This is a genomic window from Microbispora bryophytorum, from assembly GCF_006874465.1.
Taxonomy (GTDB): domain Bacteria; phylum Actinomycetota; class Actinomycetes; order Streptosporangiales; family Streptosporangiaceae; genus Microbispora; species Microbispora bryophytorum.
The window spans coordinates 347,233-361,878 of record NZ_VIRL01000004.1 but is presented as its reverse complement, the minus strand read 5'-3'; the positions used below and the strand labels follow the sequence as shown (position 1 = coordinate 361,878).

Annotated in this window: 17 protein-coding genes and 1 tRNA gene; 6 read left to right on the top strand and 12 right to left on the bottom strand. The window is 68.5% G+C overall.

Translation table 11 applies throughout. The annotated features are described in order from the left end of the window. Positions 1 to 201: 201 nt before the first annotated feature. On the bottom strand, positions 202 to 2,463 hold the full coding sequence (locus tag FLX07_RS11850) for a catalase (RefSeq protein WP_142570546.1): 2,262 nt from the start codon (positions 2,461 to 2,463) through the stop codon (positions 202 to 204). Between the two features lie 202 nt (positions 2,464 to 2,665). Further along, on the bottom strand, positions 2,666 to 3,232 hold the full coding sequence (locus tag FLX07_RS11845) for a TetR/AcrR family transcriptional regulator (RefSeq protein ID WP_142570544.1): 567 nt from the start codon (positions 3,230 to 3,232) through the stop codon (positions 2,666 to 2,668). A gap of 116 nt (positions 3,233 to 3,348) precedes the next feature. Here FLX07_RS11845 and budC point away from each other — a divergent pair, with 116 nt between their 5' ends. Next, positions 3,349 to 4,110 carry a meso-2,3-butanediol dehydrogenase gene (gene budC, locus FLX07_RS11840; RefSeq protein ID WP_142570542.1) on the top strand — a complete coding sequence of 254 codons (762 nt, stop codon included), beginning with the start codon at positions 3,349 to 3,351 and terminating at the stop codon, positions 4,108 to 4,110. An 11-nt stretch (positions 4,111 to 4,121) separates the two neighbouring features. Continuing rightward, positions 4,122 to 5,093, top strand: a complete 972-nt coding sequence (locus tag FLX07_RS11835; RefSeq protein ID WP_142570540.1) for an alpha/beta hydrolase fold domain-containing protein — start codon at positions 4,122 to 4,124, stop codon at positions 5,091 to 5,093. A 179-nt stretch (positions 5,094 to 5,272) separates the two neighbouring features. On the opposite strand, the gene FLX07_RS11830 is transcribed toward FLX07_RS11835, so the two are convergent. Further along, positions 5,273 to 5,896: an NAD(P)-dependent oxidoreductase gene (locus FLX07_RS11830; RefSeq protein ID WP_142570538.1), complete on the bottom strand. Its 624-nt coding sequence runs from the start codon at positions 5,894 to 5,896 to the stop codon at positions 5,273 to 5,275. A 102-nt stretch (positions 5,897 to 5,998) separates the two neighbouring features. On the opposite strand from FLX07_RS11830, the gene FLX07_RS11825 reads away from it, so the two are divergent. Then, positions 5,999 to 6,436 (top strand): winged helix-turn-helix transcriptional regulator, encoded by a 438-nt coding sequence (locus FLX07_RS11825; protein ID WP_142570536.1) that lies wholly within the window; start codon positions 5,999 to 6,001, stop codon positions 6,434 to 6,436. A 164-nt stretch (positions 6,437 to 6,600) separates the two neighbouring features. Here the strand turns inward: FLX07_RS11825 and FLX07_RS11820 are convergent, their stop codons facing one another. The 7 genes from FLX07_RS11820 to FLX07_RS11790 all read right to left on the bottom strand — a co-directional run bounded on the left by FLX07_RS11820 (position 6,601) and on the right by FLX07_RS11790 (position 10,532). Beyond that, on the bottom strand, positions 6,601 to 7,356 hold the full coding sequence (locus tag FLX07_RS11820; RefSeq protein ID WP_208762164.1) for an FkbM family methyltransferase: 756 nt from the start codon (positions 7,354 to 7,356) through the stop codon (positions 6,601 to 6,603). 102 nt (positions 7,357 to 7,458) lie between these two features. After that, positions 7,459 to 7,599, bottom strand: coding sequence for a fatty acyl-AMP ligase (locus tag FLX07_RS11815; RefSeq protein ID WP_142570532.1), 141 nt, complete (start codon positions 7,597 to 7,599; stop codon positions 7,459 to 7,461). A gap of 58 nt (positions 7,600 to 7,657) precedes the next feature. Next, the gene (locus FLX07_RS11810; RefSeq protein ID WP_142570530.1) at positions 7,658 to 7,813 is read right to left on the bottom strand and encodes an MbtH family NRPS accessory protein; all 156 of its coding nucleotides are present in this window, start codon (positions 7,811 to 7,813) and stop codon (positions 7,658 to 7,660) included. Positions 7,814 to 8,120: 307 nt separating this feature from the next. Continuing rightward, complete coding sequence (locus tag FLX07_RS11805; RefSeq protein WP_373292533.1) at positions 8,121 to 9,089, bottom strand: alpha/beta hydrolase; 969 nt, start codon at positions 9,087 to 9,089, stop codon at positions 8,121 to 8,123. A 30-nt stretch (positions 9,090 to 9,119) separates the two neighbouring features. Continuing rightward, the gene (locus FLX07_RS37660; protein ID WP_223853275.1) at positions 9,120 to 9,311 is read right to left on the bottom strand and encodes a hypothetical protein; all 192 of its coding nucleotides are present in this window, start codon (positions 9,309 to 9,311) and stop codon (positions 9,120 to 9,122) included. A gap of 688 nt (positions 9,312 to 9,999) precedes the next feature. Beyond that, positions 10,000 to 10,233 (bottom strand): hypothetical protein, encoded by a 234-nt coding sequence (locus tag FLX07_RS11795; protein ID WP_142570528.1) that lies wholly within the window; start codon positions 10,231 to 10,233, stop codon positions 10,000 to 10,002. Positions 10,234 to 10,241: 8 nt separating this feature from the next. Next, positions 10,242 to 10,532, bottom strand: coding sequence for a DUF6247 family protein (locus FLX07_RS11790; protein ID WP_142570526.1), 291 nt, complete (start codon positions 10,530 to 10,532; stop codon positions 10,242 to 10,244). Positions 10,533 to 10,615: 83 nt separating this feature from the next. Between FLX07_RS11790 and FLX07_RS11785 the strand changes: the two genes are divergently transcribed. Further along, complete coding sequence (locus FLX07_RS11785) at positions 10,616 to 11,227, top strand: hypothetical protein (RefSeq protein ID WP_142570524.1); 612 nt, start codon at positions 10,616 to 10,618, stop codon at positions 11,225 to 11,227. A gap of 291 nt (positions 11,228 to 11,518) precedes the next feature. On the opposite strand, the gene FLX07_RS11780 is transcribed toward FLX07_RS11785, so the two are convergent. Further along, a tRNA-Val gene (locus FLX07_RS11780) sits at positions 11,519 to 11,590 on the bottom strand. Positions 11,591 to 12,055: 465 nt separating this feature from the next. Between FLX07_RS11780 and FLX07_RS11775 the strand changes: the two genes are divergently transcribed. Beyond that, positions 12,056 to 12,472 (top strand): SsgA family sporulation/cell division regulator, encoded by a 417-nt coding sequence (locus FLX07_RS11775; RefSeq protein WP_139575157.1) that lies wholly within the window; start codon positions 12,056 to 12,058, stop codon positions 12,470 to 12,472. Between the two features lie 21 nt (positions 12,473 to 12,493). Here FLX07_RS11775 and FLX07_RS11770 read toward each other — a convergent pair whose 3' ends face one another. Continuing rightward, positions 12,494 to 13,177 (bottom strand): DUF305 domain-containing protein, encoded by a 684-nt coding sequence (locus FLX07_RS11770; RefSeq protein WP_229689689.1) that lies wholly within the window; start codon positions 13,175 to 13,177, stop codon positions 12,494 to 12,496. Between the two features lie 83 nt (positions 13,178 to 13,260). On the opposite strand from FLX07_RS11770, the gene FLX07_RS11765 reads away from it, so the two are divergent. Then, positions 13,261 to 14,643: an LVIVD repeat-containing protein gene (locus tag FLX07_RS11765; protein ID WP_229689688.1), complete on the top strand. Its 1,383-nt coding sequence runs from the start codon at positions 13,261 to 13,263 to the stop codon at positions 14,641 to 14,643. Positions 14,644 to 14,646: the final 3 nt, after the last annotated feature.

The following is a 14,646-nucleotide window of genomic DNA, read 5'->3' as shown; positions in this document are numbered from 1 at the left end:
GCGTTACCGGCTCCTCACCGGCTTCTCACCGGCTTCCCACCGAACCGTGCTCGACCAGGTCGAGATCGAAGCCGCGCTCGCGGCCCGCAGCGTCGTGCGAGGGTTCGATCCTGGATGCGTCGCAAAGGCAGAGGTCCGGCGGCCTCCTCCCCCGGGTCTTGGATCGAGGGAGGAGGCCCTGCCGACGTCCGATGTGGAGCGTCAGGCCACCGAGGCGGGGAACCGCTCCCAGACGCGGTGGGCGGCCATCAGCCGCCGCACAGCGGTGAAGACCTCCGTGGCCGAGTCACCGGAGATCACGCCTGGTGTGCCGGAGACCCCCGACTGGGCGAGCAGCTTCGCGCCCGCGCCCCAGGCGCCGATCGCCTTGGTGTGCCGCCAGCACTCCTCGATCATGAGCGTCACCCGCGGGTCGGCCGCGACGGAGTCGCCGGCGCCCGCTTTGGCGTCCCGCGCGGGCAGGGCGTCGGGGGCCGGCGCCGGCGCGGCCGCCACGAGCAGGGCGTCGAACTCGATCGACCGGGCGGTGGCGAAGGTCCGCTGCACGGGCATGTCGGCCAGCATCCCACCGTGCGGGGCGATCAACAGCGGCACCATGCCGGCGGCGAACACGGCCCTGCGCAGGTCGCGTACGCCGTCGAGGTCGGCGCCGTCGTCCACGACGATGCCGACGATGCGGCCGTCGGCCGGCCACTCCTTGCCCACCTGCGAGAGCGCGGGGCTCGGCGCCGGGTCGGCGAGCGGCAGGGCCGGCTCGGGCGCGGGCAGGCCCAGCCCGGTGGCGACCTCCCGGCAGAGGACCGGGTCGATGTTCGCCAGGCACTGGAGCTGACGCTCCTTGATCGCCTGCTCGTAGCACTTGCCCAGCTCGAAGGTGTAGGCGCGGATGATGTGCTCCTTCTCCACAGGCGACATGCTCCGCCAGAACAGGCGGGCCTGGCTGAAGTGGTCGTCGAAGGACACGGGGTTGGCGCGGACCTTCCTCGATCGGGCCACCTCGACCTGGGTGTCGACGAACGCGTTCTCGGCGTCACCGGCGACGAACGGGTTGCCGCCGTCCAGGGAGTTCGGCCGGTACGGCGCGACCCCGGCGTGCACGGCGTGCTGGTGGAAACCGTCACGGAGCATGTCGTTGACCGGGCAGTGCGGCCGGTTGATCGGAATCTGCGCGAAGTTCGGGCCGCCCAGCCGGGTGATCTGGGTGTCGAGGTAGGAGAACAGCCGCGTCTGCAGCAGCGGATCGTTGGTGACGTCGATGCCCGGCGGCAGGTGGCCGACGTGGAAGGCGACCTGCTCGACCTCGGCGAAGAAGTTCGCAGGCGTCCGGTTGAGCGTCATCCGTCCGACGGGCTGCACCGGCGCGAGCTCCTCGGGCACGATCTTGGTCGGGTCCAGCAGGTCGATGCCCTCGAAGGTCTGGTCCGGAGTGTCGGGGAACACCTGGATGCCGAGCTCCCACTCGGGGTAGGCGCCGGCCTCGATCGCGTCGTACAGGTCGCGACGGTGGAAGTCGGGGTCCATGCCGCCGAGCATCTGCGCCTCTTCCCAGGTCAGGGAGTGCACGCCGAGCTTGGGCTTCCAGTGGAACTTGACCAGCACCGTCTCCCCGGCCTCGTTCACCAGCCGGAAGGTGTGGACGCCGAAGCCCTCCATCATCCGGAAGGAGCGCGGGATCCCCCGGTCGGACATGTTCCACATGGTGTGGTGCTGCGCCTCGGTGTGCAGGGAGACGAAGTCCCAGAACGTGTCGTGCGCGCTCTGCGCCTGAGGGATCTCCCTGTCCGGGTGCGGCTTGCCCGCGTGGATGACGTCGGGAAACTTGATGCCGTCCTGGATGAAGAACACCGGGATGTTGTTGGCGACGAGGTCGAAGGTGCCCTCGTCGGTGTAGAACTTCGTCGCGAAGCCGCGGGTGTCGCGGACCGTGTCGGCCGAGCCGCGCGAACCGAGGACGGTGGAGAACCGCACGAAGACATCGGTCTTCCGCCCCTTCTTGAGGAAGCCGGCCCTGGTCACCGCCGAGGCGGTGCCGTAGGCCTCGAACACGCCGTGGGCGCCGGCGCCCCGGGCGTGGACGACGCGCTCGGGGATGCGCTCGTGGTCGAAGTGCGTGATCTTCTCGCGCAGGTGGTGGTCCTGCAGCAGGGTCGGACCGCGCTCGCCCGCCTTCAGCGAGTGGTCGGTGTCACGCAGCCGCGCCCCCTGCGCGGTGGTGAGGTAGGCGCCCTGCTGGCCCTTCGACGTGGCAGGTGCTCCGGTCTCCGCTCCGGTCGGCGTGACGGTGGCGGGAGCGCCCTGTTCCTTCTTCGGCGGCAGCGGATCACGGGGCGTCGCCGGCTCCTCGACGGTCGCCGGAGCGCTGCCCGGCGAGCCGGGAACGTCCGGCGTCAGGAAGTCGGCCACCTTCTCGGTGGCGTTCTCCACGACGTCCTTGACGGCCTTGGCAGGCTTGCTGGCATCCATTCGGCGAGATCCTCCATGGAGCGATTCGGACACGTCCGCGCCGCAGTACCCGCAGGTAGGAGACCCAAACACGCGGTACGCGCCCGGAGACCGGCCGCCGCTGCGGCCCGGGCGGCCCTCGTCCGGGCGGCCCGTGTCCGTCCACGACGACGCAGCGCCGGGACCGCGCCGCCATCAAGGGCGCGAAATCATGCCTGGCCGGTCACTTCAGGGCGTTCGCGGCGAGCCGCAGATCGGTGAAGGCCCGGTCGAGGTGAGTGTGCAGGTCGTCGGTGCGGTCGGCTCCCCACCGGCGAATGGCGATCGAGTAGGTGTCCATGCCCACCTGGGCGCACAGGGCCGCGAGCGGCTCGGCGACGCCGCGGGCCCGGAGGGCGTCGGTGAGCGCGACGACGAGGGCCGCGCTCTTGGCCAGCGCCCGTTCCTGCAGGGCCGGCGTGGCGGCGATGACCGGAGCCCGCCGCTGGGTGATCGGGAGGTTGCGCTCGATCAGCGGCACGGTCTGGTGGAACGCGGCCCGCAGGGTGGGCAGTGGTCTGGTGCCGGCCGGCACCGCTGCGACCGCGCCGGTCAGCAGGTCCCGTAGCTGCGCCTCGCCGTCGAAGAAGACCTCACGCTTGTCGGCGAAATGGCGGAAGAAGGTCCGCTCGGTGACCCCGGCGCGGGCGGCGATGTCCCCGGTCGTGGTCTTGTCGTAGCCACGCTCCAGATACAGCTCGAGCGCGGCCTCCTGGAGTCGCAGCCGCACATCATCCCCGTTTCGTGGCACGGCTCTGACGCTACCACGAGCGTCAGTGACTGACATGAATTTGCGTCAGTCACTGACGCAGCGTACCGTCAGTCACTGACGCAAATTCGTCAGTTCCTGACGTAAAGAAGGTCACCGTGGAACAGCGTTTCACCGGCAAGACCGTCGTGGTCACCGGAGCCGGCTCCGGCATCGGCGAGGGCATCGCGCGGCGGTTCGCCGCCGAAGGGGCCAACGTCGTCCTCGCCGCACGGCGCAAGGACCGGCTGGAGGCCCTCGCGGCCGAGTTCGGCACCCACCGTGCGCTCCCGGTCGCCACCGACGTCACCAGCCAGGACGAGGTACAGGCGATGATCGACGCCGGCGCCGCCCGGTTCGGCGGCATCGACGTCCTGGTCTCCAACGCCGGCGTCGGCCTCGGCAAGGAGTTCGCCGAGACGACGCTGGCGGACTGGCGGCTGGTCATGTGCACCGACGTCGACAGTTGCTTCTTCGGCGCGCAGGCGGCGCTGCCGTACCTCAAGGACAGCCGCGGCAGCATCGTCCAGATCGCCTCGGCCTCCCGCCTCGGCGGCGACCGCCGGCTCACCGCCTACAACGCGGCCAAGGGTGCGGTCGTGAACTTCACCCGCGGGCTCGCCTTCGACCTCGGCCAGTTCGGCATCCGGGTGAACACCGTCGCCCCGTCACTGACCGGACCGGAAGAACTGGCGACGAAGCACGCCGACCTGATCGAACGCTTCAACCAGCGGCGGGCACTCGCCGGCTTCAGCACCCCAGCCGACATCGCCGCCGCGGTCAGCTTCCTCGCCTCGGACGACGCCCGTTTCATCACCGGCGCCATCCTGCCCGTCGACGGCGGCATCACCGCCGGCAGCGGCCAGCCCTCCCTGTTCTGAAAGGACCTCCCATGCCTGGAACCATCGACGCGCTCGACCCCGAACTCGCCGCCGCGTTCGCCGCGATGCCCAAGGCCGCGAACGGCACCCTGCTCGAACTCTCCGACATCCCCGGCCTGCGTGCGCAATTCCGCGCGGCCCGCGCCCACCTGGCCCCGGCCCCGGCGGACCCGCGGGTCACGATCGAGACGCTGCGCATTCCCCGAGCCGATCGGACCGAACTCGAGGTGGTCCTCTATCGCCCAGCCGGTGCCGAGCACGCCCTACCGGCCCTGGTCTGGTTCCACGCCGGCGCCCAGGTCCTCGGCGACGACGCCCGCGACGACGACGCCTACCACACCGCTCTGGCCCTGGACCTCGGCTGCGTCCTGGCCGCCGTTGTCTACCGGCTCGCCCCGGAGACCCCGGCTCCCGGCGCCGCCGAGGACGGATACCTCGCCTACACCCACCTCGCCGAGCACGCCGTCGAGCACCGGATCGACCCGCACCGGATCGGACTCGCCGGTGCCAGTGGCGGCGGAGCGCCCGCCGCGGCCACCGCGCTCATGGTGCGCGACCGGCAGGCCGTACGGCCGTGCTCGCTGTCCCTGCTCTACCCGATGCTCGACGACCGCCTGGAGACGCCGTCGAGCTTCGAGGCCGTCTCCGAGGTGGTCTTCGCCCGTCCGGACATCCGGCTCGCCTGGGCCGCGGTCCTGGGCGACCGGTTGGACACCGGCGACGTGCACCCGTACTCCGCACCCGGCCGCGCCACAGACCTCGCCGACCTGCCGGACACCTTCGTCGCCGTCGCCCAGTTCGATGTGCTGCGGGACGAGGGCATCGACTTCGCCCGCCGGCTGACCGCCGCCGGAGTGCCGGTCGACCTGCACCTCTACGCCCGCGCGTTCCACGCCTGGGACCGCTTCGCGGCCACATCGACCCTGGCCCGCTCGTTCGAGCAGACCTGGCACACCTTCCTCCGCCGCAACCTGCACGGCTGAGCCGCAACCTGCACAGCTGATCTGCCGGCCTGATCATCGCCGTCGCGCCTCGATCGCTGTCACCCCCGCGACCGCGCGTCATCGGCGCCCGAGTCCCGGACATGCGGATGGTCCCCGGGCGACGCGGACGCCTCCGAGCCCGGCGGCCCGAGGGCCCGGGTCGTCGTGCGCCTCGGGCGTCACGCCTCCCGGATGCTGATGGCGGCGCGGTGGTGGCGGGGGGAGTCGACCTCGTCGAGCAGCGCGATCGCGAAGTCCGCGTACGTGATCCGGCTGGCCACGTCGCCGTGGTCGGCGGGCAGGTACCGGCCGGTGCGGGTGCCTTCGTGGTCGAAGTCGCCCGCGGGCGCCACGTACACCCAGTCCAGGTCGCGGGACCGAAGCTCGTCAAGGCCCGCTGCGTGGCCGAGGAAGAAGTCGCGGTACTCGTTCGGATAGCCGGGCTCGTCCATCAGGGGAACACCGGACGCCCCGGGCATGACCGATGCGAGACCGACCACCACCAGGCGGGGTACGCCCGCCTTCGCCAGGCCGGTGGACAGGGCGCGGGCCGACGCGGTGAAGAAGCCGTGCGGTGAAACGGACAGGTCCACGGCGGCGCTGATGGCGGCGTCGTGCCCGGCGGCCGCGCGTTCGACGCTCACCGGGTCCGTGACGTCGCCCGCCACCACCCGCACGTCACCCAGGTCGCTGTGGCCCGTGGGGTCACGCACCACAGCGGTGACCTGGTGACCGCGCCGGCGCGCCTCCGCGACCGCCTGCCGCCCGGCCCGGCCCCCCGCGCCGAAGATCACGATGTTCATGGCGAACCACCTCTCACCAGGGCCGGGGCCCGTGCGCCCGGCCGGTGCCCGGACGTTATCCGGCGCCGCGGTTACCACCGGGATACCGGTTATCGTGAGGCCATGAGGGAACCCCTGCCCGCCGACATGTTCGACGAGCTGTGTCCGTCCTCGCTCAATCCGATCCGAATCGGCGACAAGTGGGCGCCGCTGATCATCCGCTGCCTCGAACACGGGCCGCGCCGGTTCTCCGAGCTGCGCGTGCCGCTGAAGCGCGTCACTCCCAAGGTCCTCACCCAGTCGCTGCGGTCCCTCGAACGGGACGGTCTGGTCAGGCGCACCGTCTACGCAGAGGCCACCCCCCACGTCGAGTACGAACTGACCCCGCTCGGGCGCAGCCTGCTCGAACCGTTGGCGGCCGCCTGCGTTTGGACGGCGGAGCACTGGGACGAACTACTCGACGCCCGCGAGTCGTACGACCACGCCGCCCGCCTCGACCCCAGGCCATCGCCCCGTACGGGGGCAACGGCTTCGAGGACACCGGAGAGCCCGGCAGCCTGACGCGTGAAGACGCGGGCACCCAGACGACGCCGGGACCCGCCGCAGGCAAGAAGGCGCCGACGGACACACCGATGGCGCTGGGCGAAGAAATACGGCGAATGAGACCGGCGCGCGGCGCCCGGCCGGTGTGTCCCGGCCGGAGTGGCAGCCGGGGCGCACCGGGGTCAGGCGCCGCGCTGCGCCAACAGCAGGTAGGTCAAGATCTCCGGGTAGACCATCGGGGACGGCTGGATCTCGCAGCGGAAGCCGCGCGCCTCCAGCAGCTCCCTGATTTCGGCCATCCGGCCGTGCAGGTCCTGGACCTCCATCACCACATTGTCGATGCGGTCCCACTGGTCGTCGGCGATGCCGCGCAGCACCTCCAGCTCCGCGCCCTCCACGTCGACCTTCATAAGGTCGATGTGCGCCAGGCCGGACAGGTAGCTCTCCAGACGGCGGACCGGCACGGTGAGATACTCGGGCTCGTACTGCGCGGTCACATCCCAGTCGGGATGCCGCTGCCTGACCACGCTGACCTGCAACTCCTTGTCCTCGGGATAGCGCGTGGAGTTGCCTGGCATGTTCGGGTAGTGCACGAATGACGTGTCCTCGACACGCTCACCGATGGCCTCTCGGACGACGCGGACCCCGGTCAGCCCGTGCAGCTCGATGTTGCGGCACAGGTAGTCGGCGGTTCGCGGCACCGGCTCGAAGGCAAGAATCGAGGCGCTCGGCCACTGCCGCTTGGCGAAGACCGTGAACAGGCCGATGTTCGCGCCGACGTCGACGATCGTGGGTCTCTCCGAGAGGGAGAACTGGTCGTAGCACTCGTGCTCGAAGATTTCCTGGTACTGGAAATTCGCCTCGTGCTCGACCGGGGCGTACAGCTTCAGCTCTTCGTCGCCCAGCACGAGCAGGTCGTTTGCCCTCACGATGTCCACTGGTCTCTCCGGGAGTGATGGGTGGCTGATTCCACCGGCCGGAGCTCTCAGAAGAGCCGGCTGGAGGGGCGTACGCTGCGGACGCGGCGAATGTCTCGCCGCTCAGGTGGTGCCTGGGATGCCGACCGTCGCCGGGTCGCGGTCGCCGAGGCGGCGGACGCACGACTCGTAGCCGGAAATGGGGGCGGCGGTGCCGGTGGCCCGGCAGCGGCTCGCAACACGTAGCAAGTCCATCGGCGGCATGAGCCGACGGTCGTGATGACCATTTACAGGTTCGCGGTCAAGGCGCCGTCGGCGATCGTCACACCCTTGGGGGTGTTCGCCGAGCCGGAGGCGTGCTGGAGGAACGCCATCCGTCCGGCTCGGCACCGAACGTCTGTGGCCAGAGCGACTGCTGACTCTCGTCATTGATCAGGACGAGAAACATGCCGTCCTCGTCGTCATACGGGGTGATCATGGTCGCTCCCACTTCCTTGAGTCGATCGGGCGACGCCCCGCTACTTGTGTCCCGGGGGCGTTGGCGGGCTCGACAACTCCACCGAGCCGACGGCCCGGATCCGCGTGAAGACTTAACACAAGGATGATCAACTGAGTTGAATTTTGTGTCAAGGGCACATCCATCGACAACCCTCTGGTCCCAACTCCGAACAGCCCTGGCACTGGTTGGCCGGAGATACACCCGAATGTCGCCGGTCGCGGGCACATAAACCTGATCACGTGGTTGGTGCCGGACCGGTGATGTCGGCCCGGCACCGACGACTGGCTCAGCCGTGCAGGGCTTCCTTGAGAACGGCGACGGCCTGCGCGACGGCAGCTTTGGCCGCGTGAGTGTCGTGCATGGCGTTGACCATTACGAAGTCGTGAATGATCCCCCCGTACCGCACCTGCGTGACTGGAACGCCCGCTTCACGCAGCTTGCCCGCGAACGCCTCCCCCTCGTCCCGCAGAACGTCGGCCTCAGCGGTGATGATCAGCGCGGGCGGCAGGCCGGTCAGCTGCTCGGCGGTGGCGCGCAGCGGCGAGGCCGTGACCTGTGCGCGGTCCTGCTCAATGATGGTGTACTGATCCCAGAGCCACTTCATCGCCTCGCGGGTGAGGAAGTAGCCTTCGGCGAACTCCGTGTACGAAGGGGTGTCGAAGTTGGCGTCGGTCACCGGGTAGAACAGCACCTGCTGGACGAACGAGACGTCACCGCGTTCTTTCGCCATAAGCGTCAAAGCGATGGCCATGTTGCCCCCTACCGAGTCGCCCGCGATAGCGATCTTCGAAGAGTCCAGCCCCTTCCCGGCGCCATCGGTGTCAACCCACTGAGCCACACGGTAGGACTGCTCGTTCGCGACCGGGTACTGCACGTCCGGGGAACGGTCGTACTCGGGAAAGACCACGGCCGCGTTCGCGCCGACGGCCAGGTCGCGTACGAGGCGGTCGTGGGTGTGCGCACCGCCGAACACCCAGCCGCCGCCATGGGTGTAGATGATCACTGGAAGGGTTCCGACGGCGCCTTTGGGCTTGACTATGCGGACTTTCACCGAACCGGTGGGGCCGCCGTCGACGCTGATCCACTCCTCGTCGATCTCGGGTTTGAAGATCGGACTGTCCTGCACTGCGTCGACGGCCTTGCGACCCGCCTCTGGAGCAAGCTGGTGGAGAAACGGGGGCTCCGCGGTCGCATCGATGAACCCCTGCGCCGCCTTCTCAAGCGAGATGCCCAAAGGGTTTCCTGCCATGGTCATACCTCTGCTCCTTGTGTGCCAGGTTGAATCTCAGCCGAGTTCGGCGATCGCGTCGGTGATGGAGGTCGCCGCTTCGGACGGGTGGGTCTGCATCACCAGGTGAGGAGCATCGATCTCAATCACCTTCCGCAGCCCGGCCCGCTTGTAACCGAAGCGCTCGACATCGGCATTGATGGTGCGGTCGGCGCTGGAGACGATTCCCAGCCCGGCTTGGTCTTCCACGCGGCCACCGATGCGGCTCTCCGAACGCGATCGTCGACAGAGGCCACTGTGATACCGCGAACGCCTCGATGTAAGCCGCGTCGCCGGACAGGCGGTGGTTGAAGACGGGTGGCACGAGGACCTTGTCGCCCTGGTCAAGTAGCCGCAGCGTCACTGGCGCCCAGCTGGCACCATCGGCGAAGGCACCGTGTACCAGCACGATGGCGGGAGTTTCGAACATCTTTTGAAATGTTGAGTCAAGCCCTTGAACCCGTCAAGCCGTGGGGTGCGTGCGGCTCGGACTGTGTGCTCTCGGGCAGCATGAGTTCGCTGTACGCGCTGCGACCGCCGGAAGGAACGGCCCTTGTACGCCCACCTCGCGCCGAACGCCCACGACGCGGTGCGTGCGGCGTGGGGCGAACGCGATAACGCACGAGCAACGCACGATCAAAAAAAGAGCCCGGCGGCTGTGTCGCCGTCCGGGCTCTGACCTGCTGTGATGCTGGTGGGCGATACTGGGATCGAACCAGTGACCTCTTCGGTGTGAAGCAGATCGGCCAGACCGCCGACCTGGATCAAAAGCTGCTCTGACCTGGACCGATTATCCGTGGATGTCCGTCTCCGTCTGTGGGCGTCCACGGTCGTTGTCACTCAGTTCGTCACTCAATCCGATGACCGACGCGATCCGACTTGCTGCTACGTCTCGCCGTTACCCCGCCCATGTCACATTGAAGATGGTGATGAGCTCGTCGGCCTCGTCCACCTTGAAATACATGACGCCGAACTCTCCAAAGGTAGTCATCCGGAATTCGGGCTCGTCCTTGTAAAGGGAGCGCGCATCCCATGGCTCTTCCAGAAGATCCGTCGTGCGTGAGATCAGGGCATCAAGCGCCTCTCCTGGCAGGCCCTTCATCTGAGACAGCGCCGCCACGTGGAGCTCCACACGGTAGCTCATCGGCGGTCGGCCCAGCCAGGAAAAGCATCGTCCATCGACACGAACTCGTCACGCCGGCCCTCGCGAACCGCTTGCTCGGCACGGGCGAAGTCCGGATTGGACACCGCGGCCGCATGCAGTCGCCACACACGCAACAGCTCGCGGAGTTGCTGGAACCGCCATACCTCGTGGGCCGCGTCCAACGCGCTGTGGTACTCGCTGAGGAACTGCTCGTGCCACCGCTCCGGCAGCACACGCAAGATCTCCGCAGGGTCGTCCTCGGCGTGATGCACCGGCTCGGCTGTCATGCCATCAGGCTACCGCCGCGGCCTGGGGCACCCCGAATGTTCCGCCGAATCGATCAGCTCACATCGTCCGGCAGACTGTCGGCATGCGCAAGGACGATCACGTACCTGCCGACGTCGAGGCCTTCCTCTTCGATCGCGATTCGCAGATCCGCGCTTCCCGGGACGAATTGGTAGGCCGTGAAGGCGCCTGGGCAGGTGGGGTGCGGGCCGCGGAAGGGTACCTGCGCCGGGTGGTCGCCAATCTCAATCGAGTTCCCGAACTGGTCGTGGAGCACGCGGAGTTCGGACACTACGGCTCCGGCTACGCGTCGTTCGTGGACGTCTTCTTGACCCGGCGTAACGGATCCGCTCGTCGCGTCGATCTAGACGGCCACACGACGGTTCAAGGATTATCAGTGGCGTTGTGCCGCCTCGCCCCGATCGCGTGCGTGCTGTCGCCCGACGAGCGCTCCCATCACCCCGACGGTCACGGGTACCACTCCATGCCTTGCCTCAACGCCGTCACCGAAATGCCGATCCCCGGATGGGAGAAGGGCTGCGAACAGATCTTCCAGGTCCTGGATCGACACCGCATCGCCCTCGTCGGTCCTCGTCTCCTCAGCCGACCGGCCTTGCCCCACTTGAGGATCGACACGAACCTCGACGACGGACCGCCCCACTCGATCTTCGACGTCTGGTTCCACTGGATGGACTGATGACGCAACCGATCCATAGAGCACCGGAACAGTAGTCACCCAGACGAAGTGAAAGGCCGACCCGCTGGACAGCGGCCCGGCCTCCTGAACTGCACGAACATGGTGGGCGATACTGGGATCGAACCAGTGACCTCTTCGGTGTGAAGCAGATCGGCCACACCGCCGACCTGGATCAAACAGTCCTCCCCGCCGCTGATCTCTACGGGGGGGCGGCCCGAGCGGCTAGAGGCCAAAGCTTTGAACAGCGAAAAGGCCCGTTGGAGATGTGGTCTCCGACGGGCCTTGATCGTGTGGGCGATACTGGGATCGAACCAGTGACCTCTTCGGTGTGAACGAAGCGCTCTCCCGCTGAGCTAATCGCCCGGGATCGTCTGCGCCTTGCGGCGCCGACGGGGAAAACCATACCGCACTCGAGGGGGTGGTGGCGAAAGCACGGACCGGTCGGCTCGATCGTCCCGCCTTCGTCAACACCTTCGAAAGGTTCGCCAGACCATCCCCGGCGTGGGGGTGTGGTGTCATAGCATCGTGATGCTCCATGCTCGACCTATACGCACGACCTGAGATCATTCGCCCGCAATGGCATCGCCGGCGCGGCCCCGCCGACACGCAAAGCAGAGGTAAGGACAAGCCTGTTGGTGATGTTTGAGCTGGTAGATGACCGAATGTCAAGCTGTGATCTGCGTTACAGAAGGGCCTGGAGGCGGAATCTTTCCTACGGGTCTCTTCGTTCGTCTCGTAGCACCAACGCCCGGCGAGGCCCGACCGCACAGTGAAGACGCAGTGAAAGCCCCTGACAGGGGACCCGACGACGAAAAGGTTTGGCTGACGATGAACAGCACCACCGTCTCTGCCGAGCTGGGCCTTCGGCTTGTGGTCCCCGACCGTACGACCGTCCCCCTGCTCGCCGGCCTCAGCTACACGGCCGAGGACCCGTACGCCATCCGGATGGCCTTCCACGTGGGGAATGACGAGCCGGTCGAGTGGATCTTCGCCCGTGAGCTGCTGACCGTGGGCATCGTGCGGCGCGTGGGAGACGGAGACGTCCAGGTGTGGCCGGCCCGTTCGGACGGTGAGCGGACGCTCAACATCAGCCTCACCTCGCCCTTCGGCCAGGCCCTGTTCGAGGTGCCTCTGGCCCCTCTCACCGAGTTCCTGCATCGGACCTACGAGCTCGTCTCAGCCGGTCGTGAGACCGACTTCATGGACTTGGACGAGGAGCTCACCAACATGCTCTGGAGCTCCTAACGACGGAGCTCCTAACGAGACTCAGGCGGTGTCTGACGAATCGCGCCCAGCCGTGCCTGGCACAGGCGGCGACGGGCAGCATTTGTCAGACACTCCCTGGCCCAGCCTCCGCTCGATCCCCCGCATCCGCGCGATCTCGATCTGCTGGCCGGACATGACGTCCTGGGCCATCGCCCGCATGGCCCGGTCCCGTCCCCGGCGCAGTTCCAGCGCCGCCATGCCGACCGCGCCCTCGTGGTGCCGGATCATCAGCGTGAGGAACAGCGTGTCGAAGGCGTGCCCCCGCGCCGTACGCAGGCGGGTGAGCTCCTCTTCGCTCGCCATGCCGTAGCCGCTCATCCCGTGGTCACCCGTACTGTGATCGTGCGCGGGCGGCGGGGTGCGGCCCAGGCTCCGCAGCCACGACTCCATCACGGCGATCTCCGGGCGCTGCCCGTCCACCACGCGATTCGCCACCGCCGTCACCAGCGGGTCCCCGGTGCGCGCCGCGGCCAGGCCGGCCATCTCCAGCGCCTGCCGGTGATGCGGGATCATCTCCTCGGCGAACCGCACGTCCGCCGCCACCGGCCCCTCCGCCGCCCGTGCGCGGGCCGGCGGGGACTCGGACTGCCCGGGGGCGCCGGGGGCGATCACCTGGGCGTCGGCGCGCGCCGGTGGAGCGGCCTCGGGTGCGCAAGCGGCCAGTACCGGCGCAACTGCCAGCACAACCGTTACCAATCCGGTCCGCACCGGCCCCGGGCTCGACATAACTTCCATAGTGGGTGATGATCCGCGGACTTGGGGGCGATGTGAGCAGAGCGAGGCTGAAGGCCGTGCTGGTGGCGGCCGTCGTCCTCCTGGCCCCGGCCTGCGCCTCCGAAGAGGAGCCCGCGTCGTCCCCGGCGGCCGCCCCGACCGGCATCCCGGGCCAAGACGAGATCAGGCACAGCCCCAACATGACGCTGGTCGCCAACGTTCCCCTGGCGGCGCCGTTCGACGGCCCGGACGACTGGGGCACCGACATGGCCTTCCAGGGCCGCTACGCGTTCGTGGGCAACTACGGGGGCTTCACGGTGCACGACATCGGCGACCCCGAGCACCCCAAGGCCGTCGCCCGGGTGCGGTGCCCCGGCGGGCAGAACGACATCTCGGTCTCCGGCGACCTGCTGTTCCTGTCGGTGGACGAACCCCGTACGGACGACACCTGCGCGAGCGACGCCGGAGACCCGGCGGCCGCGGGAGCGTGGGAGGGCATCCGCGTCTTCGACATCTCCGACAAGACCCACCCGCGCTACCTCAAGGCCGTACGCACCGAGTGCGGCTCCCACACGCACGCCGTCGTGCCGGGCAGCGACGCGGGCACGGTCTACCTGTACGTCTCCTCCCCCGGCCCGGAACCGGACACGACGAACTGCCGGCCACCCCACCAGAACATTTCGATCGTGGAGGTTCCCGTCGCCGACCCCGGGCAGGCGCGGGTCGTGGCCAAGCCCGAGCTGTTCGCGGGCAGGCCGGCGGGCGAGGAGGAGACGGGCGGCTGCCACGACATCACCGTCTACCCCGACAAGGACCTGGCCGCGGGCGCCTGCTTCGGCGACGGCGTCCTGCTGGACATCTCCGACCCGGTGCACCCCACGCTGCTGCAGACCGTGCGCGACGAGAAGAACTTCTCCATCTGGCACTCGGCCACGTTCGACAACGAGGGCACCAAGGTCGTCTTCAGCGACGAGATGGGCGGCGGGATGGCCGCCACCTGCCTGCCCTCGGTCAGCGCGACCAAGGGAGCCGACGCGATCTACACCCTGACGCCGGAGCGCAGGCTCGTCCGGCAGGGCTACTTCAAGATCCCGCGGGTCCAGAGCGCCGAGGAGAACTGCGTGGCCCACAACGGCGCGCTGGTGCCCGTCCCGGGCCGCGACGTGATGGTCCAGGGGTGGTACATGGGCGGAGTCTCGGTCTGGGACTTCACCGACTCCGCCCATCCCCAGGAGATCGCCTACTTCGAGCGCGGACCGCTGCCGCCGGATCTTCACCTCGGCGGCTCCTGGTCGGCCTATTACTACAACGGCTACATCTACTCCAGCGACATCACCAACGGCCTCGACGTGCTGCGCCTCGACGACCCCCGGACCGATCCCGCCAAGGCCGTGCGCCTGGAGGAGCTCAACGCCCAGAGCCAGCGCCCGTACTGAGGA